Raw genomic sequence first — 17,453 nt, forward strand, 5'->3', positions numbered from 1 at the left:
CTCAGGCCGACGGCCTGACCTTGAACCCGTAGCGGGTGACGCCTTCCTGCGTGTAGATGCGGCGAATCGTCATCTCCACCTCGTCCCCGACGGCGACGTCCTCGGGGTCGACCTCCACGAACAGCGCCGGGAGACTGGCCGACCCGCCGTCCGGCCCGTCGAAGGCGACGATACCGGTGGCGTACTCGCCGGAGCGCCCCTGCAGTTCCGCGAACTCGGGTGGCGCACCGCCCTGAGAGATTATCGACGAGGCTTCCACGCTCCCGGTCCGCGAGAGTTCGACCGGCTCGTACTCCGCCAGCGCGTTGCAGTGGCTGCAGGCACCGCGCGGTGGCATGTTCAGCCGGTCGCAGGCCGGACACCGACCCGCTTCGAGCCGGTATCGCTGGGCGAGCGAGCGGTGCCACGCGGGCAGGCTGACGTAGCCGCCACCGCCCTGTGGCGCGCCGCCGGTCACCTCGCCGCGCTGGCGGAGGTACGAAGCGTAGTCGAGGTCCACCTCGCCGTCGAGCGAGACGCCGGTCGGGACGGTCTCGGTCACGTCGATGGCAACCGCCTCCGCGGTCGCACCGGACCCGGCGGCGACGCCGACGATGCCCGACACGTCGTCCGACAGCGCCATGGCGATGCTGAGCGGGACGCTCGCCGCGCCCGTGTCGCCGAGCGTGTGGACGGTCGCGTGTGCTTTCAGGTCCTCCCCCGAGACCGGGAGCGCGCCGGTCACGCGGTACGGCTGCCGGCCGTCCGTCGCCTGGACGGCGGCGGCGTCGACGGCCGCCTCGTCGTAGTCGAGCGACCCCAGCGCGCGGGTGACGGTCGACTCGAAGGCCTGGCGGTCGAAGGGCGTGATACCCAGCCCCGCCGAGCGGTCGCTGCCGCGCTCGCGAAAGCGCGTGCCGGCCGCCGGTTCCGCGACGGACGCGAACGCGTCGAGCGTCGCCGCACCGTCAGCGGTCACGACGAAGGCAGCCGCGCCGGCACCGGCACCCTGTTCGAGCGCCTCGTCGAGCGCCCCGCGGGGCGCGTCGCTGGCGACGACGAGCGCCGGCCCCGTCGAGTCGACCGCCCGGGCGGCCGCCCGCAGCGCACGCACGCCGGCGGTCAGCGACCCCGTGAACATGGTCGTCTCGGCCGTCTCCGGGACCGCCAGCATCTCGCCGAAGCGCGGGAGCAGCGCCTCCTCCTCGACCGGCGGGTTCGTCGTCGCGAACCCGACCCAGCCGACGTCCGCACCCGAAACTGCGGCCGCGTCAAGCGCGTTCCGGGCCGCCTCGTAGCCCATCGTCAGCACGTCCTCGTCGGGACCCGGGACGGCCGTCTCCTCGATGCCGCCGGCCTTGAACTGCCCCCACGCGTCCGCGATGGCGTCGCCGGTGAGACGGCTCCGGGGCGCGTAGGCTCCAGCGGCAGCGATGCCCGGCGTCATGCCGACCCCTCCCGTTCGAGGATGTGAACGGTCGCGGCACCGCCGCTCCCGCCGATGTTGTGCGCCAGGCCGACGGTGGCGTCCGCGACCTGTCGGTCGCCGGCGTGGCCGCTCAACTGCTCGAACACCTCGACCATCTGGCTCGCGCCGGTCGCGCCGATGGGGTGGCCCTTCGACTTCAGCCCGCCGGAGGTGTTGACGGGGAGGTCCCCGCCCAGCCTGGTCTCACCGCTCTCGGCGAACGCGCCGCCCTCGCCGGGGTCGCAAAAGCCCAGGTCCTCGTACGCGACGATTTCCGCGATGGAGAAGCAATCGTGGACCTCGGCGAAGTCCAGGTCGTCGGCACTGATACCGGCCTCGTCGTAGGCTGCCGCCGCTGCGTCCCTGGTCGCCGGAATCGACGTGTAGGAATCGCGCTCGAACAGGCCGATTCCGCCGCTGGCCGCGCCCGCACCGGCGACGCGAATCGGGTCGTCGGTGTACTCGTCGACGACGTCCTCGCTGGCGACCAGCACCGCGGCCGCGCCGTCGGACATCGGACAGCAGTGGTAGAGACCGAGCGGCGCGGCGATAGTGGGCGCGGACTCGGCGTCTTCGAGCGAGCACTCGTAGCCCAGATGGGCGTGCGGGTTCTTCGCGCCGTGTTCGTGGCTCTTGACCGCAACGTGGGAGAGCTGTTCGCTGGTCGTCCCGTACTCGGCCATGTGGGCGCTGGCAATCTGTGCGAACACGCCCGAGAAGGTGGTCCCGGCCATGCGCTCCCACTCCATCTCGCCGCTGACCCCCAGCCAGTAGCGGGCGCGGTCCCGACCGAGGTCGTTCATGACCTCCGTGCCGCCAGCGAGCGCGACGTCGGCCATCCCGCTTCTGACCGCCTGAATCGCCTGTCTGACGCTGTACCCGCTGGCAGCGCAGGCGTTCTCCAGGCGGACGCAGGGAACCCCGTCGAGGCCGACGTGTTCGGTGACGGCCGGGCCGGGGAGGCCGATCTGTCGGCCGCCGATGCTCACCATGCCGATGTACGCCTCGTCGATGTCGTCCCGCGAGATGCCCTTCGGGACGCTCGCAGTCGTCTCCTCGAACGCAGTGCGAAACAGCGACCGGTAGCTCTCGTCGGGAAAGGCACCGAAGTCACTCTGCCCTGCGCCAATCAGATATGCGTCGCGCATGGTTGAGCGAGTCCGCCTCGGAATGTAAACCTGTCCCTCAGTCGCGGTGTCCCGCCCGGAAAACCCGCACTCTCGATGGCTTTTTGTATGCTCTGCTCCGACTACCGGACAGCAATGTTCGACCTGACTGACGAACAGGAGATGGTGCTGTCGGCGCTGGAGGATATCGCACGACAGGAGTTCGCCGACAGGGCCTTCGAGTGGCACGGCGAGCCCCCGTGGGAGAACGTCGAGTTGCTGGCCAAGCAGGGCTTTCTGGGCATCAACTTCGACGAAGCGTACGGCGGCGGCGGGATGGGCGAGTTCGAGGCCATGCTCAGCATCGAGGCGGTCGGGAGCGTCTGCCCCGACACCGCCGAGTTCCTCTACAACCAGCAGATGGTCGCCCCCCGCGCCATCGAGATGTTCGGGACAGAGGAGGCCAAAGACCAGTACATCCCGCCGGTCATCGACGGCGAGACGGCCATCGCCATCGCCATCTCCGAGCCGGAATCCGGCTCCGACGTCGGGTCGATGCGGACCAGCGTGAGCGACGACCTCGTCCTCAACGGCGAGAAGATATGGGTCAGCAACGTCAAACACTCCGATGCCGCCGTCGTCTGGGTGAAATATCCCGAGGGACTCGGCTCGCTCATCATCGAGTTCGACTGGGACGGCGTCGAGATTCAGGAGCACTACACCAACATGCACGGCGGGACCCAGAGCCAGATTCGCTTCGACGACGTCGACGTCCCGGAGGAGAACATCCTCACCCGCGGCAAGGACGGCTTCGTCGACCAGCTCAAGGCGCTCAACTGGGAGCGGCTGGGGTGTGCGACGCTGGCGAACTCCTTCTCGCGCAACGCCCTGGAGAAGGCGCTGGACTACGCCCAGCAGCGCGAGCAGTTCGGCCAGCCCATCGGCGACTTCCAGGGCATCGAGTGGAAACTGGCGGACATGCTCACCGAACTCGAAGCCGGCCGGATGCTGACCTACCGCGCGGCGATGAACGCCCACCAGCAGGGTCGGGTCCCCGACCGCCTCGACACGTCGATTGCGAAACTGTTCTCGACGGAACGGGCCGAGCACATCGTCAGTGAAGCCCTCCAGATTCACGGCGCCAACGGCTACCAGCAGGGCCACCCGCTGGAGTATCTCTACCGGATGGCTCGCGGCCGCCGCCTCGCCGCCGGCACCGACGAGATCCAGAAGAACCAGATCGCGTCGGTGATGAAGGAGTCCGGCCTCCCGGACCTCGTCTGAGCGGGGTCGTCAGTCGGGCCGGGGGAACGCTTATACCCCTCCTTGGTGTGCGGTAGCACACGATGTACAAGCTCGTGGTCTTTCTCGAAAAGCAGGCGGACATGACACACGACGAATTCCTGGAGCACTGGCACGGCCCGCACGTCGAGATGGCGAAGGAGATGCCGAACCTGCAGAAGTACGTCACCTCGGTCCCGGTCGACCCCGAGGAGTCGATGTACGACGGCATCGCGGAACTGTACTTCGAGAGCCTGGCCGACGCCGAGGAGGCGGGCGAGTCCGACCTGCAGGAGGAGGCAATCGAGGACTCGAAGACCTTCCTGTCGCAGGTGCCGGCCGACCGGATGTTCGTCGAGCCGATCGTACAGTTGGACGAGACGGAGTAGCGCTACTTCCCGGTCCACTCGGGTTCGCGGTCCTCCAGGAACGCGGCGATGCCCTCGGCCTTGTCCTCGGTGGCGAACAGCTGGACGAACAGCTCCTTCTCGTACTCGATACCGGCCTCGAGGTCGAGCCGCGAACTCGCCGCGACCGCCTCCTTCGCGTATTCGAGCGTCAGCGGGCTGTGCTGTGCGATGCCGCCGACGAGGTCCGCGACCGCGTCGTCCAGGGACTCGTCGTCGGCGAGGACGTCGACGATGCCCAGTTCCGCGCCCTCCGCAGCGGTGATGGCCTCGCCGGTCGTAATCAAGCGCATCGCCTGCCCTTGGCCGACCAGCCGGGGGAGTCGCTGCGTGCCGCCACCGCCGGGGATGAGCCCCAGCCCGATTTCGGGGAACCCGATGCGGACGTCGGCGTCGGCGACGCGCATGTCACACGCGAGCGCGAGCTCCAGCCCGCCCCCGAAGGCGTGGCCGTTGATGCGCGCGACGACCGGCTTGGACAGCTCCGAGACCACGTCGTAGACCTTGCGCCGGTTGCTCCAGGCGCGCTGTTCGACGACCGACCGGTCCTGCAGGTCTGTCAGGTCGGCACCGGAGACGAACGTGCCGGTGTCGGCGGACCCGGTGAGGACCACCGCGCGGACGTCGGAGTCGTCGAGCGCGTCCAGCACCGCCTTCAGTTCGTCGCGTAGCTGGTCGTTCATCGCGTTGCGCGCCTCCGGTCTGTCGATGACGACGGTCGCCACGTGGTCGACCGGGTCGTCCGCTCGCAGAACAATCGTCTCACAGTCCGCTGCTGTGTCTTCGGGTGTCATCACCTACACTCAGTCGGGGCTCCCTCAAAGAACCTTGCCCGCCGTCAGCCGATGCGGGGAATCTGCCCGTAGGCGTCGTGGTCGACCAGTTCGTACTCGTCGTACCCCTGCGCCTCGGATTCGAGCGTAATCGAAGCGAACTTCCAGTCGCCGTCGACCAGCCGGTAGGCGTCCGTGTAGCGGCCCTGGCGCCACTCCATCCGACCGTCGTCATAGGCCATCAGCGCCTCCAGGAGCCAGGTGCCCGTGGCCGTGTCGCCGTCGACGTCGATGGTCGGGTGGTGGAACAGGTGACAGGAGTAGACGAAGTTCGCGGCGATGAAGTCCTCCGCCAGTTCGCGGAGTCCGTCGTGGCCCTCGAAGGTCCCGACGCCGGCGTAGGTACACGTCGCGTCGGTCGTGAACAGGTCGACGAAGTCGTCGAACCGCTGGTGGTCGATGCAGAGGCCGTACTCGTAGCGCAGTTGCTTGATGGCTTCCCGGTGTTCCAGTCGCTGCACTCGCTGTTCGAGACTCATACACGTCCAAGACTGTCCCTGACGACAAATGTGTTTCCCAGGGTCGACAACACGAAACAGTAAACGAGCAGGCAGGCGGGGCAGAGACGGCAGGTCAGGCGGTGCTCGCCGAGTGGATGCGCTCGACGACTTCGTCGATGTCGGTGGGGCCCCCGTTGGTGATGCGACCGGTCACCAGGTCGAGGAGGTTGAGGTCGCACAGGATGGTCCGCGTCGTCGACCGGTCGAGACCGAGTGCAGACTGCGTCTCGTACAGCGTCCGCGAGCGGCGGACGGCGTCGACGAGCGACTCCATCGAGACGCCGTCCGGCAGTCCGTAGCCGTCCGCCTCGATGGTGACCGAGTGCGCGTCGTCGCGGGCGTCCACGTCGGACTCGTCCTCGTCGTCCTCGTTCTCGTCCGAGGTCGGGTGAATCCCGTGGTTGACCATGTGTTCCCGGACCGTCGCCGGCGTGACGTCGACGCCCAGGGCCTCCGTCATCTCGGCGAAGGTGTCGTACTCCTCGTAGACCTCGGCGAGCAGGTCGTAGTTCTTGTAGTATGGAACGTCGTCCGCGCCGTCGCTCTCCTCCGACCGCTGGGTCAGCGTCTGGACGTCCGGCCGCTCCGACTCCGCCGCGTCCCGTGCGGCGGCGCTCTCGTCGTCGCCGACAGCCGACTCCTGGCCGTCCGACAGCGTCGTGGTGGCCGACTCGTCGCCGTCGACGGGAATCTCCACCACGAACGTCGTCGTCACCTGGCCGTCCTCGTCCGCCGCGTCGCAGGGACCGATTTTCACGTTCTGGTTCGTCGCGACTCCGGAGAGGTTGTTCAAGCGTACCGTGAGTTCCACGGACAGGTCGCCGCCGGAGACGAGCGAACTGCGCTGTGCTGCCACATCGAGAACAGTCATCTCCTGGGCCTCTAGTTCGTCGATGACTGTGCCTAGGTTCTGGAATGCGCTACCACGTATCATAGTCTCCCCTTGACAGTCAAGACACCAGCAAGAGATAAATAGATTAGGGGACGTGGCAGCTCTCTGTAACGTTCTGGCTGGACACGCGCGGAAGCGACCTAGACGGCGACCCCGGCCCCGAAGCGGACCCCCAGACCGGAACGCGCCGGGTGCCGGAAGGCGACCTGCACCCTGTACTGCCGGTCTGCGAGTGTGCCCCTGTCAGCGGTCGGGGCGGTTCTCGCGGACGAAGTCGACCATCTCGTCGATGGACGCCCCGGGCCCGAAGATGGCGTCCACGCCCAGGTCGAACAGTTCGGGCTGGTCGTCGTCGGGGATGATGCCGCCGACGACGAGCAGCGTGTCCTCCAGCGCGCCGTAGTCGTCGAGTCCGTCGACGATTTTCGGGACGAGCGTGCCGTGTGCGCCCGAGAGAATCGAGACGCCGAGGACGTCCACGTCCTCCTGGACCGCCGCCTGGACGATGGCGTCGGGGGACTGGTGCAGTCCGGAGTAGATGACTTCGAAGCCCGCGTCCCGGAAGGCGCGCGAGATGACGTGTGCCCCCCGGTCGTGGCCGTCGAGGCCGACCTTCGCAATCAAACACCGAGTGCTCCGCTGTGTCTGGTCGCCGCTCATGTGCAGATTCGTCGAGGTAGAGGCTGATTATTCTACCGGTCACCCGCGCCGTGGCTCCCGGCGGTCCGGCTAGTATCGCTCGTCGACGACCGGCACCACGTCGCCGAGTTCGTCCACGAACTCGATGTCATCGGGGGTGATGAGCAGTTGCTCGTGGAGTTCCTCCCGGACACGCGCCGGGTCGGCCTCGCCCTCGACGGTGAGCGAGACGTGGTCGGTGTTCTCCGGCCTTGTCACCCGGAGCTGGTAGTTCGTCGAGACGCCGTCGATACCCGCGAGCACGAGCAGGATGCCGCCGGGATAGACCTTCACGCCCTTTATCTTCAGCTGCCCGTCAGTGCGTCCGAAGACGCCTTTCGGCATCATCACGGTCGAGCCGTCGACGTGTGGACTGGTTCCCGCTTCGAGCATGCTGAGGTCGCCGGTCCGGTACCGGAGCAGGCCGCCGGCCTCGCGGTCGACGTGTGTCAGGACCACCTCGCCGCGCTCGCCCATCGGCAACACCTCGCCGGAGTCGGGGTCGATTATCTCGGCAATCATGTAGTCGTCGATGACGTGCAGCCCCGACTCGGCGGCGCACTCGACGGAGACGGGCCAGGCCTGCCGGAGCCCGAAGTAGTCGACGGCGCACTGGAGGTCACCGAAGGCGTCGTGGACGCGCTGGCGCTGCCCCGGGATGCTGGTGAACGGCTCGCCGCCGCCGATGAAGACGTCCAGCGCCTCGCCACCGTACTCCGCGATTTCGAGCGCGAAACTCGGATTCCCCCAGAGGATGTCCACGTCGTACTCGTCGATGGTCGCGGCCTTCTGTTCGGCCTCGCCGGGGCCGGCAGGGATGACCTCGACGCCGTTGTCCTCCAGGGCGCGATGCAGGAGATAGCCCGTGCCGAAGCCGTGGTAGCTGAGCGCGACCATCGCCCGCATCCCGGGTTCGATGCCGAGGCGGTCGAATATCTCCCCGTGGACCTCGGCGTAGCGGTCCAGGTCCCGCGGCGTCTCGAAGACCGGCAGTTGCTCGTCGCCGGCCGGCGTGAACGATATCATCGACCCGGGTTCGTACAGCGAGCCCTCCGGAGGGCGCTCGTGGACGTCGTCGAGCAGGTCCTCCGTCTTCGTAAAGGGGAGCTGCCGGAACTCCGCCCACGAAGTGACGTCGTCCGCTTCGAGTCCCGCTTCGGCGAAGACGTCGTCGTAGAGTGGGTTGTCACCGAACCGTCGCAGTTGCGCTTGCAGCGCGTCGAACGTCTCCTGGCCGTAGCACTCGTAGAGCTTCATGCCGCATCAGTCCAGTGTCGCATGTGTACACACAGCCCGGCTTCGCCCATTAAACACTATGCAAGATTTCCGAGAGGAGCGTCTCTGACCGGACGGCGGCCCTCGCCCGGCTAGACGGTCGTGGATTATATATGCTCGCCAGTCGAGTGGTACGACGATGCAAACCTACGACGATTTTGCGGACTTTACGTTCGAGTGGGACGACCAGGAGGACTGGCTCCTGCCGACAGTGCTGGAGACGCAGGCCCGCGAGCGCGCCGACGAAACCTTCCTCCAGTGGGAGACGACCGACGAGACGGTGACCTTCGCCGAGACGAACCGCATCGTCAACCGGCTCGCGCACGGACTCCGCGACGCCGGCATCGGGAAGGGCGACCACGTCCTGTTGATGCTGCCGAACTCCCTGGAGTACCTCTATCTCTGGTTCGCGCTAGCGAAGATCGGGGCGGTCGAGGTGCCCGTCAACACCAGCTACAAGGAGGGGACGCTGACCCACGTCGCGAACCTGACGGAGGCCGAGTTCGGCGTCTTCCACGACTCGTTCCTCTCGCGCGTGCTGGACGTGGAAGCGGACCTGGACTACCTGGAGCGGGTCGCCGTCCTCGGCGACGAAGCCAGCGAGGATACCGGCGACAGCGACCTCGGCGTGCTTGCCTACGACGACCTCGTCTCCGGCGACGACTCGAATCCCGACGCGGACCTGCACTTCGACGACGTGGCCTCCATCATCATGACCTCGGGGACGACAGGCCCGTCGAAGGCCATCCAGAAGACGTACTCCCACCAGTACTTCTTCTCCGAGCAGTGCCGGAACCTCGTCCAGTTGACCGACGAGGACGTCTACATGACCGGCAACCCGCTCTTTCACAGCAACGCGCAGGTGCTCGTCGTCTACCCCGCGCTCATCGCCGGCGCGACGGTCTGTCTCTTCGAGAAGTTCTCCGCGTCGGCGTGGGTCGACCGCCTGAACGAGACCGGGGCGACGGTCTGTAACTTCCTCGGGTCGATGATGGACTTCGTCTACCAGCAACCCGAACGCGACGTCGACGACCAGAACGACCTCCGGTGTCTGTTCGCCGCGCCGACCGCCTACGGCATCCAGGATGAGTTCGAGGAACGCTACGGCATCGAGTACACCACCGAGGTCATCGGAACGACAGAGACGTGCATGCCGGTACTCGCGCCTTACGGCGTCGAGCGACCGGAGGGGGCCGCTGGCCTGCTCCTCGACGAGTACTACGACGTCCGCCTGGTCGACCCCGAGACAGACCAGCCCGTCGAGACCGGCACGATGGGCGAGTACGCCATCCGGCCGTCGATTCCGTCCATCATGACACCGGGCTACTACGGGATGCCCGAGAAGACCGTCGACGCGATGAAGAACTGCTGGTTCCACACGGGCGACGGCCTCCGGCGCGACGAGGACGGCTGGTTCTACTTCGTCGACCGGATGGGCGATACGCTGCGCCGCCGCGGCGAGAATATCTCCACCTACGAGGTCGAGCAGCCGATTCTCGAACACCCTGCGGTGCAGGAAGTCGCCGTCGTCGGAGAAACGGCCGAGGAGGAGGGCGGCGAGGACGAGGTCAAGGCCTGGGTCGTCTTCGAGGAAGGGGCCTCGGCGAGCCCCGAGGAGCTAATCGAGTGGAGCAACGACCGGATGCCCTACTTCATGATTCCGCGGTACCTGGAGTACGTCGACGAACTCCCGAAGACGGAAAACGAGAAGATACAGAAGGCCAAGCTCCGCGAGTGGGGCAACTCCGCGGACACGTGGGACAGAGAGGACTCCGACGTGACCATCACGAAGGACTGAGACGGGGTCGCATCCGGGGAGTCGACGGCGGCCACGGCGTCTAGGTTCGCTTTCTCACGACGTTGGCGTCAATTCCGTCGAAGGCACCGACCTAGATTGCCGCGGCCACATCCGCCGCCACCGGGGAAATCACTAAGTAGCGGCCGGGGGTTGGAGACAGTCGATACCAGTCCACTGACGAGCGTCGTGTCGACGTTGCTGTCGAGGTGTCGGTCCGGTGTGACTGGTCGAAGCCACCCCCACCATGCACGTACACGACGCGATTATCCAATTTCTCGACGCACAGGACGTCGACACGGTGTTCACGCTGATGGCCGAAGACATCATGGGCCTCACGTCGACCATCGAGTCGGAGTGGGCGGCGGACATCGAAGTCGTCGAGGCGCGACACGAGCAGGCAGCGGTCGCCATGGCCGACGGCTACGCGCGGGCGTCCGGCGACATCGGCGTCGCCGCAATCGGCCGCGGGCCGGGCATCGCACAGACGGGAACGGCCATCGCTACCGCGCGCGAGAAGGGCTCGAAGGTCCTCCTGGTCGTCCCCGAGACGCCGCTGTCGGCGACGAGCGACGTCAAATCCTTCCAGCAGCAGAGCTACCTCGACACGATGGTCGGCGCTGTCGAATCGGTCAGGGACACCGGAACGCTCGTCCCCACGTTCGCCGACGTCGTTCGCCGCCTCCGGCACGAGGGCGGCCCCATCGCCGTCCAGATTCCGTGGGACGTCATCGACGCGACGGTCGAACTGGACGACGACTGGCGGGCGGGGCCGCTGGGGTCGCCGGAGACGACGGCGGCACCGACTCGCTGTCCGCCCCCGGAGACGGACGTCGAGGCGGCAGTCGAGGCCTACCTGGACTCTGACGCGACCGTGCCGCCGGTGGTTCTCGCTGGCGAGGGGGCCGTCGAGGCGGACGCCCGCGAGGAACTGGTCGCCGTCGCGGAGCGGACGGGCGCGCTGCTGGCGACGACGCTGCAGGCGCAGGGCTACTTCGCCGACCACCCCTTCGGCATCGGCTTCGTGGGCACCTTCGGGACGAACCTCGCCAACGAGTTCCTCGCCCGGAGCGAGTTCGTCCTCGCCGTCGGCTGTAGCCTCAACGAGCACACGACCGACGACGGGCGACTCGTCGCCGACGCGACGGTCGTCCACGTCGACAGCGACCCTGCGAGCATCGGTCGCTTCACGCCGGTCGACGTGCCCGTCGTCGGCGACGCGAAGGCGACGGCCGCCGCGCTGCGGGCGAAACTCGACCGACGTGACATCGACTTCGGCGACGCGTTCTGGACCGCGAACCGGAAGCGGCGAATCGCCACGACGTCGCCGTTCGACCAGCGCACCTTCCCGGAGAGGGAGGGACGTGTCGACCCGCGCGACGTGATTCCGAAGTTCGACGCACACCTGCCCGAGGACCGGTTGCTCGTCACCGACGGCGGCCACTTCGTCAACTGGGTCCTCGACGGCATGACCATCGCCCACCCCGACGACTACATCTGGACCATCGACTTCGGTGCGGTGGGGATGGGACTGCCAATCGGCCTGGGCGCGGCGACGGCCGTCACCGACCGCACGCCGGTCATCGTCTGTGGCGACGCCGGCTTCACGATGACGCTCCAGGAACTGAACACGGCGGCCCGCCACGGAATGTCTACCGTCATCCTCGTGATGAACGACGACGCCCTCGGCTCCGAGTACCAGCAACTCGCCGCTCGCGACGGGTACACGGACGCCGCGCTCGTCGAGACGCCGGACATCGCCGCCGTCGCCGAGGGCTTCGGCGCGACGGGCCACACCGTGACGGCACCCGGCGACGTGGACGACATCGCCCCCGACCTCTCGTCGCCGGAGGGGCTGGTCGTCGTCGACTGCAAGGTGAACCCGGACGTGAAACACCGGTTCTACGACTCCTTTCACGAGTAGGGAGCGTCACGTACAGCGGTCACGAGCCGTAGGGCCGTCACGCACAACGGGTGACACAGCGCGGGCGGGTCGCCCGGTCGGCACCGAGCGTCGTCGACAGTAACAGTGTGCCACGGTGACGATGACCAGCAACGTTTTGGGCTCGCTCCGAAATGAGGTAGTATGGAGCATCGACACATCAATCCAGAGTCAGCACCGGACTCGACCGAACACGGCTACAGCCACGCGATCGTCGCCGACGGAACGTTCTACATCTCCGGGCAGGTCGGGATGGACGGCGACCGGAACCTCGCCGGCGAGGACATCACCTCCCAGACGCGACAGGCCTTCGACAACGTCGAGGCGATTCTGGCCGAAATCGACCGCGACCTGAACGACGTGGTGAAGGTCAAGGCACACATCGTCGACCCCCACGACCGCTTCGCGGACTACAACGAGGTCTATCAGGAGCGGTTCGCCGCGCCGTATCCCTGCCACACCGTGCTGGGCGTCGAGCAACTGGCGGGGCCGGAGTACCTCGTCGAGATAGAGGTCGACGTCCCCGTGGAGGACTAGATGCCGGTGGCTGTGCGCCGGCGGCGGGAGGGGCGTCGATGACGACGACGCGCGCCGCCGTCCAGACGGCCGCGGAGGAACTCGAACTGCGCGACCTGGACGTGCCCGACAGCGTGAGCGGCGGCGAGGCGCTGGTCCGCGTCGAGGGCTGTGGTATCTGCGGTGCCGACTACGAGCGGTACGTCGGCGAGATGGACGACAGCGGCCTCTTCGAGTACCCCGTCGTCCTGGGCCACGAACCCGTCGGCGTCGTCGAGGAGATCGGTGCCGACGCCGGCGACCGATGGGGCGTCGACGCGGGCGACCGCATCGCAATCGAGCCGTTCGCGCCGTGTGGCGTCTGCGAACACTGTACCCGCGGCGAGTACACCATCTGCGACCAGCGGTTCATCTACGGGACGACTTCGCTGTCCGTCGGTGCGGGCATCTGGGGCGGCTTCGCCGAGCAAATGCTCTTGCGACCGGGAACGGTCGTTCATCAGCTCTCCCACGACGTCTCCGTCGAAGATGCCACATTCTTCAACCCCCTCGGTGCGGGGTTCGAGTGGGTCTGTCGCGCGGGCGGGGCAGAGGTCGGTGATTCGGTGCTCGTCATGGGGCCGGGCCAGCGCGGCCTCTCGGCGGTCATCGCCGCCGCGGAGTCGGGCTGTGGCCCCATCGTCTCGTCGGGGCTGGCAGCCGACGCCGAGCGACTCGCTATCGCCGACGCTTTCGGCGCGACCCACACCGTCGACGTTGCGACCGAGTCGCTCGTCGACCGCATCGACGACATCACCGACGGTCGCGGCGTCGACGTCGTCGTCGATACGACCCCCGGCGCGACGGAGGCGGTGGTGGACGCCATCGAGGCCGTCCGACCGGGTGGAACCGTCGTCCTCGCAGGGACGAAAGGAATGCGGGAAGTCGAGGGGTTCGTCTCCGACAAAGTCGTCTTCGACAACGTCAGCATCGAGGGAACCCTCGGCACGCGCGCCTGGTCCTTCGAGCGAGCCATCGACGTCATCGAGTCCGGCCGGTACGACCTCGACCGGCTTCACTCCCACACGCTCGGTCTCGCCGACCTCGAACGAGCGATACAGCTCCAGGGCGGCGACGCCGACGAGGATGCGTTTCACATAACCATTACACCGAACGATGACTGACGAGCCACCGCCGGAGCGGAACATCTCCGACGACCAGTACGGCAGCAACACCGGGTTCAATCCGTCCGGGGACAATCCCCTCGAACAGCTCCGGGAACACGCCGCCGAGCATCCGCTCATCGACGAGATGGGCATCACCTTCGAATCGTTCGAAGACGGCACGCTCAGGGCGTCGATTCCCCACAACGACCAGTGGTCGAATCCGGGGATGGAGGGCGCGCTCCACGGCGGGATGGTCGTCGCCTACCTGGACACCGTCATGGGCTTTACAATCATGGCGAGCGTCGCCGACCAGCCGCTGACGAGCGGGCCGACCATCAACCTCAACACGAACTTCCTCTCACCGGCGAACGACGCACTGTTTGCGACGGGCGAAATCGTGCGCACGGGAGCGTCCAGCGCGGTCGTCGACGGAACGCTCGAAAACGCCGACACCGGCGAGGCAGTGGCCACCGCACAGGGCGTCTGGCGCGTCTACACCGACGACTGAGAGCAAACTGTTAACCGACGGCTCGCCCACGTTCCTCGTATGACCGACGCCGACCGCCTCCAGCGTCTCGAAACCCGTGAGGAACTGAAAGAACTGCGCGCGAAGTACTGCTACTACGTCGACGAGCAGGACTGGGGACCCTTCTTCGACCTGTTCGTCGACGACCCGACGCTCGATTTCGGCGGCATGGGCGTCTACGAGGGGCAGGAAGGGCTCGAACGGTTCGCCGCCGAGTTCGTCGAAGCGCAACTGGAGAGTTCCGCACACATGCTCTCGAACCCGATTCTCGACGTGGACGGCGACGAGGCGACGGGTCGCTGGTACGTCGAATCGCCGCTGACGTTCGCCGACGGCAACGGCGCGTGGCGACAGGGCTGGTACCGCGACGAGTACCGCCGGGTCGACGCCGAGTGGCGCATCGAACACATGGAGATGCGGTTCGTCTACACCGCCGATTACGACGACGAGACGGGCTGGAGCGACCTCCGCGTGCTCTAGGCGGGGAAGGATTTAGTACGTGAACGAGTGACGTAGAGCTATGACTGTCCAGCCACCGGACACGTGGGACGTATCGACAGAGGTCGCGGTCGTCGGGTCGGGCGGTGCGGGGCTCGTCGCGGCACTCGCAGCACAGCCGGGCGACGTGCTCGTCGTCGAGAAAGCGCCGACGGTGGGTGGGACGACCGCCGTCTCCGGCGGTGGGCTGTGGCTCCCGAACAGCCGCCCGGTCGTGGAGGCAGTCGGCGAGCAACCGCCGGAACAGGCCGAAGCCTACATCCGCCGTGTGGCCGGCGACCGGGTGAGCGACGACCTCATCGAGACGTTCGTCGACCTCGCGCCCGGCGTCGTGGATTTCATCGAGGAACAGACGAACCTGGAGTTCCAGTTCGCCGGATATCCCGACTACCACACCGACTGGGCGGAGGCCAGCGACGACGGCAACATGATAGAGCCCACCGTCTTCGACGGCTCGCGCCTCGGCGACGATCTAGACGACGTTCGCGACGACCCCCACCACGAACTCCCCGTGCCGGCGAGTGAGGTGTACGAGGCGGGCGGCCACGCGAAGTTCCCCGAGGTCGCCGATTTCGAGCAACTCCAGCGACGAAAGGAGGAAGGCAAACTCGCGACGGGACGGGCACTCGTCGCCGGCCTCTACGAGGGCTGTCTGGACGCCGGTGTCGACTTCGAGACGAACACGGCCGGCAAAGAACTCGTTACCGAGGGCGACAGGGTGGTCGGTCTCATCGCAGAGCAGGACGGCGAAGAACTGGCTATCGAGGCGAGAGCAGTCGTGGTCGCCGCGGGCGGCATCGACTGGGACGAGGACATGCGCGAGAACTTCCTCCGTGGCCCCGTTGACGCGCCGATGACGCCGCCGGACGTCGAAGGCGACGGCGTCAAACTGGGGATGGACGTCGGTGCGGACATCGGCAACATGAACGAGGCGTGGTGGTTCCCCGCGGGACGTGCCCACGGCCAGCAGTGGGAAGATGGCTCGCCGCTCTACAAGATGGTCTGGGGGCGGACGCTGCCGGGGTCGATTATGGTCAACGAAGACGGCGAGCGCTTCTGCAACGAGGCAGGGAACTACCACGACCTGACGAAGACGTTCCACGACTTCGACCCAGAGAAGTACGGCGCAGCGAACGTTCCCGCCTACCTGGTCGTCGACCAGACCTACCGCGACCAGTACCGCCTGCTGTCCGTCGGGCCGGACGACGAGACGCCGGACTGGCTGGCGACCGGGGAGACCCTGCGGGAGTTGGCCGCGGACATCGGCGTCGACCCCGACGGCCTCGAAGCGACCGTCTCGGAGTTCAACGACCACGCCCGCGATGGCGAGGACCCCGCGTTCGGCCGCGGCGAGACCACCTACGACAACTTCGTCGGCGACCCCGACGCCGACCATCCGAACCTCGGCCCACTCGACGACCCGCCGTTCTACGCGATGGAGATTCACAGCGGCATCATCGGCACGAAAGGGGGTCTCGTGACCCGCCCGAACGGGGCCGTCGTCGACGTCCACGGCGACGCGATTCCGGGACTGTTCGCGGCCTCGAACAGCACGGCCCACGTCATGGGGATGGGCTACGCCGGCGCGGGCGCGACGCTCGGTCCGAACGTCGTCTTCGGCTACCAGGCCGCCCGTCACGCCAGCGACGCCGCTGGCGAGTGACGCGGTTCTAGGTCTCCCCTCTCGGCCGTGCAACCGACCGATTGGACTATGTAGCAGGCCCATCAATCCGGGAGTGGTATGTCATCACAGGTCAGTACCAGCGACCAGCTACACGAGTTGTTACAGGGCACGTACTTCGATTCCATCGACGCCGGCGACGCCGAGACGGCGGTGACGGCGATGCACGAGGACGTCGAGTGGGTGCACACGCAAGTCTGGGAGCACGACGGCCACACGGGGACGAAATCCGACACACACGACGGACGGGAGGAAGTCTTCGACTTTCTCGACGGACGCATCGGCGAGATGCAGGCGGAGGGCATCGAACACAAGGTCCGGCACACGGTCTACGAGGACGGCGAGGGAGCGTTCCGCGCAGAGGTCGTCGGCCCGGACGGCAGCACGCAGCCGTTCATGGGCTGGGTGGAACTGACCGACGGGAAGATTTCGACGTACATCGTCGGACCGGAACGGATGCCCGAATAGGCGCTATTCTGCGGATTCGCGGCGGGCGACCATGCCGTGGTTGACCATCGTGAGGACGTCCTCCCCGTCCTGGTTACACGTCGTGACGCCGAAGCTGATGTCCTGATGGTGCGGTCGGCTCTCCGGGTCGTCGACGTCGACGATTTCGACGACTCCCGACAGCGTGTCGCCGGGTCGCGTCGGCGTGTGGAACCGAACTTTGTCCGTCCCGTGGCCGCCCTGGAGCGCGGTCTTCGAGAAGACGTCTTCGGTCAGCATCCGGTTCGTCAGTGAGACGACGTGCCAGCCGCTGGCGACGAGACCGCCGAACATCGACTCCGCGGCCGCTGCCTCGTCCGTGTGGAAGGGCTGCGGGTCGAACTGCTCGGCGAACGCGACGATTTCTTCTTTCGTGACCGTGTGGCTGCCGAACGGAAACTCGTCGCCGACCGCGATATCTTCAGCGTAGAGCGTCCCCATACCC

General features: G+C 67.0%; 18 protein-coding genes. 10 read left to right on the plus strand and 8 right to left on the minus strand.

All coding sequences use genetic code 11. The features are described from left to right. Nucleotide 1: 1 nt before the first annotated feature. Together WDJ57_RS06995 and WDJ57_RS07000 are read right to left on the minus strand one after the other, a co-directional pair. On the minus strand, nt 2-1,426 hold the full coding sequence (locus WDJ57_RS06995; RefSeq protein WP_338905094.1) for a zinc ribbon domain-containing protein: 1,425 nt from the start codon (nt 1,424-1,426) through the stop codon (nt 2-4). Then, nucleotides 1,423-2,595, minus strand: coding sequence for a thiolase domain-containing protein (locus tag WDJ57_RS07000; protein ID WP_338905095.1), 1,173 nt, complete (start codon nt 2,593-2,595; stop codon nt 1,423-1,425). The genes WDJ57_RS06995 and WDJ57_RS07000 overlap by 4 nt, the downstream gene beginning before the upstream one ends. A 114-nt stretch (nt 2,596-2,709) precedes the next feature. On the opposite strand from WDJ57_RS07000, the gene WDJ57_RS07005 reads away from it, so the two are divergent. Both WDJ57_RS07005 and WDJ57_RS07010 read left to right on the plus strand, forming a co-directional pair. After that, nucleotides 2,710-3,837, plus strand: coding sequence for an acyl-CoA dehydrogenase family protein (locus WDJ57_RS07005; protein ID WP_338905097.1), 1,128 nt, complete (start codon nt 2,710-2,712; stop codon nt 3,835-3,837). A gap of 62 nt (nt 3,838-3,899) precedes the next feature. Continuing rightward, complete coding sequence (locus tag WDJ57_RS07010) at nt 3,900-4,223, plus strand: EthD family reductase (protein WP_338905098.1); 324 nt, start codon at nt 3,900-3,902, stop codon at nt 4,221-4,223. 2 nt (nt 4,224-4,225) lie between these two features. Here the strand turns inward: WDJ57_RS07010 and WDJ57_RS07015 are convergent, their stop codons facing one another. The 5 genes from WDJ57_RS07015 to WDJ57_RS07035 form a co-directional block, all read right to left on the minus strand. Next, nucleotides 4,226-5,035 (minus strand): enoyl-CoA hydratase/isomerase family protein, encoded by an 810-nt coding sequence (locus tag WDJ57_RS07015; RefSeq protein ID WP_338905100.1) that lies wholly within the window; start codon nt 5,033-5,035, stop codon nt 4,226-4,228. A 44-nt stretch (nt 5,036-5,079) separates the two neighbouring features. Continuing rightward, nucleotides 5,080-5,553, minus strand: coding sequence for a nuclear transport factor 2 family protein (locus WDJ57_RS07020; RefSeq protein WP_338905101.1), 474 nt, complete (start codon nt 5,551-5,553; stop codon nt 5,080-5,082). A 94-nt stretch (nt 5,554-5,647) separates the two neighbouring features. Beyond that, on the minus strand, nt 5,648-6,508 hold the full coding sequence (locus WDJ57_RS07025) for a hypothetical protein (RefSeq protein WP_338905102.1): 861 nt from the start codon (nt 6,506-6,508) through the stop codon (nt 5,648-5,650). A gap of 201 nt (nt 6,509-6,709) precedes the next feature. Continuing rightward, nucleotides 6,710-7,126: a cobalamin B12-binding domain-containing protein gene (locus WDJ57_RS07030; protein ID WP_338905103.1), complete on the minus strand. Its 417-nt coding sequence runs from the start codon at nt 7,124-7,126 to the stop codon at nt 6,710-6,712. 69 nt (nt 7,127-7,195) lie between these two features. After that, nucleotides 7,196-8,401, minus strand: a complete 1,206-nt coding sequence (locus tag WDJ57_RS07035; RefSeq protein WP_338905104.1) for a phenylacetate--CoA ligase family protein — start codon at nt 8,399-8,401, stop codon at nt 7,196-7,198. Between the two features lie 157 nt (nt 8,402-8,558). Here WDJ57_RS07035 and WDJ57_RS07040 point away from each other — a divergent pair, with 157 nt between their 5' ends. The 8 genes from WDJ57_RS07040 (at nt 8,559) to WDJ57_RS07075 (ending at nt 16,990) form a co-directional block, all read left to right on the plus strand. Beyond that, nucleotides 8,559-10,217 (plus strand): AMP-binding protein, encoded by a 1,659-nt coding sequence (locus tag WDJ57_RS07040; RefSeq protein ID WP_338905105.1) that lies wholly within the window; start codon nt 8,559-8,561, stop codon nt 10,215-10,217. A 244-nt stretch (nt 10,218-10,461) separates the two neighbouring features. After that, nucleotides 10,462-12,138, plus strand: a complete 1,677-nt coding sequence (locus tag WDJ57_RS07045) for a thiamine pyrophosphate-binding protein (protein ID WP_338905107.1) — start codon at nt 10,462-10,464, stop codon at nt 12,136-12,138. A gap of 162 nt (nt 12,139-12,300) precedes the next feature. Then, nucleotides 12,301-12,693 (plus strand): RidA family protein, encoded by a 393-nt coding sequence (locus tag WDJ57_RS07050; protein ID WP_338905109.1) that lies wholly within the window; start codon nt 12,301-12,303, stop codon nt 12,691-12,693. A 38-nt stretch (nt 12,694-12,731) separates the two neighbouring features. Continuing rightward, a complete protein-coding gene (locus WDJ57_RS07055; protein ID WP_338905110.1) occupies nt 12,732-13,835 on the plus strand; it encodes a zinc-dependent alcohol dehydrogenase in 1,104 nt (367 codons plus the stop codon). Then, nucleotides 13,828-14,325, plus strand: coding sequence for a PaaI family thioesterase (locus WDJ57_RS07060; RefSeq protein ID WP_338905112.1), 498 nt, complete (start codon nt 13,828-13,830; stop codon nt 14,323-14,325). Before WDJ57_RS07055 ends, WDJ57_RS07060 begins: the two co-directional genes overlap by 8 nt. Before the next feature lie 39 nt (nt 14,326-14,364). Beyond that, nucleotides 14,365-14,823 (plus strand): nuclear transport factor 2 family protein, encoded by a 459-nt coding sequence (locus WDJ57_RS07065; RefSeq protein WP_338905113.1) that lies wholly within the window; start codon nt 14,365-14,367, stop codon nt 14,821-14,823. A gap of 40 nt (nt 14,824-14,863) precedes the next feature. Then, nucleotides 14,864-16,504 carry an FAD-dependent oxidoreductase gene (locus WDJ57_RS07070; protein ID WP_338905114.1) on the plus strand — a complete coding sequence of 547 codons (1,641 nt, stop codon included), beginning with the start codon at nt 14,864-14,866 and terminating at the stop codon, nt 16,502-16,504. 78 nt (nt 16,505-16,582) lie between these two features. Further along, entirely contained in the window at nt 16,583-16,990 is a 408-nt protein-coding gene (locus tag WDJ57_RS07075) for a nuclear transport factor 2 family protein (RefSeq protein WP_338905116.1), read from the plus strand. 3 nt (nt 16,991-16,993) lie between these two features. Here the strand turns inward: WDJ57_RS07075 and WDJ57_RS07080 are convergent, their stop codons facing one another. Beyond that, nucleotides 16,994-17,449 carry a MaoC family dehydratase gene (locus WDJ57_RS07080; RefSeq protein ID WP_338905118.1) on the minus strand — a complete coding sequence of 152 codons (456 nt, stop codon included), beginning with the start codon at nt 17,447-17,449 and terminating at the stop codon, nt 16,994-16,996. Nucleotides 17,450-17,453: the final 4 nt, after the last annotated feature.

It is taken from the genome of Salinibaculum sp. SYNS191 (assembly GCF_037338445.1).
Taxonomy (GTDB): domain Archaea; phylum Halobacteriota; class Halobacteria; order Halobacteriales; family Haloarculaceae; genus Salinibaculum; species Salinibaculum marinum.

Coding starts and splice junctions, on each gene's coding strand:
- WDJ57_RS07015 (WP_338905100.1), bottom strand. CDS start 5,035: ATGACACCCGAAGACACAGCAGCGGACTGTGAGACGATTGTTCTGCGA.
- WDJ57_RS07075 (WP_338905116.1), top strand. CDS start 16,583: ATGTCATCACAGGTCAGTACCAGCGACCAGCTACACGAGTTGTTACAG.
- WDJ57_RS07050 (WP_338905109.1), top strand. CDS start 12,301: ATGGAGCATCGACACATCAATCCAGAGTCAGCACCGGACTCGACCGAA.
- WDJ57_RS07020 (WP_338905101.1), bottom strand. CDS start 5,553: ATGAGTCTCGAACAGCGAGTGCAGCGACTGGAACACCGGGAAGCCATC.
- WDJ57_RS07035 (WP_338905104.1), bottom strand. CDS start 8,401: ATGAAGCTCTACGAGTGCTACGGCCAGGAGACGTTCGACGCGCTGCAA.
- WDJ57_RS07045 (WP_338905107.1), top strand. CDS start 10,462: ATGCACGTACACGACGCGATTATCCAATTTCTCGACGCACAGGACGTC.
- WDJ57_RS07070 (WP_338905114.1), top strand. CDS start 14,864: ATGACTGTCCAGCCACCGGACACGTGGGACGTATCGACAGAGGTCGCG.
- WDJ57_RS07065 (WP_338905113.1), top strand. CDS start 14,365: ATGACCGACGCCGACCGCCTCCAGCGTCTCGAAACCCGTGAGGAACTG.
- WDJ57_RS07055 (WP_338905110.1), top strand. CDS start 12,732: ATGACGACGACGCGCGCCGCCGTCCAGACGGCCGCGGAGGAACTCGAA.
- WDJ57_RS07080 (WP_338905118.1), bottom strand. CDS start 17,449: ATGGGGACGCTCTACGCTGAAGATATCGCGGTCGGCGACGAGTTTCCG.
- WDJ57_RS07000 (WP_338905095.1), bottom strand. CDS start 2,595: ATGCGCGACGCATATCTGATTGGCGCAGGGCAGAGTGACTTCGGTGCC.
- WDJ57_RS07010 (WP_338905098.1), top strand. CDS start 3,900: ATGTACAAGCTCGTGGTCTTTCTCGAAAAGCAGGCGGACATGACACAC.
- WDJ57_RS07040 (WP_338905105.1), top strand. CDS start 8,559: ATGCAAACCTACGACGATTTTGCGGACTTTACGTTCGAGTGGGACGAC.
- WDJ57_RS07005 (WP_338905097.1), top strand. CDS start 2,710: ATGTTCGACCTGACTGACGAACAGGAGATGGTGCTGTCGGCGCTGGAG.
- WDJ57_RS07030 (WP_338905103.1), bottom strand. CDS start 7,126: ATGAGCGGCGACCAGACACAGCGGAGCACTCGGTGTTTGATTGCGAAG.
- WDJ57_RS07060 (WP_338905112.1), top strand. CDS start 13,828: ATGACTGACGAGCCACCGCCGGAGCGGAACATCTCCGACGACCAGTAC.
- WDJ57_RS06995 (WP_338905094.1), bottom strand. CDS start 1,426: ATGACGCCGGGCATCGCTGCCGCTGGAGCCTACGCGCCCCGGAGCCGT.
- WDJ57_RS07025 (WP_338905102.1), bottom strand. CDS start 6,508: ATGATACGTGGTAGCGCATTCCAGAACCTAGGCACAGTCATCGACGAA.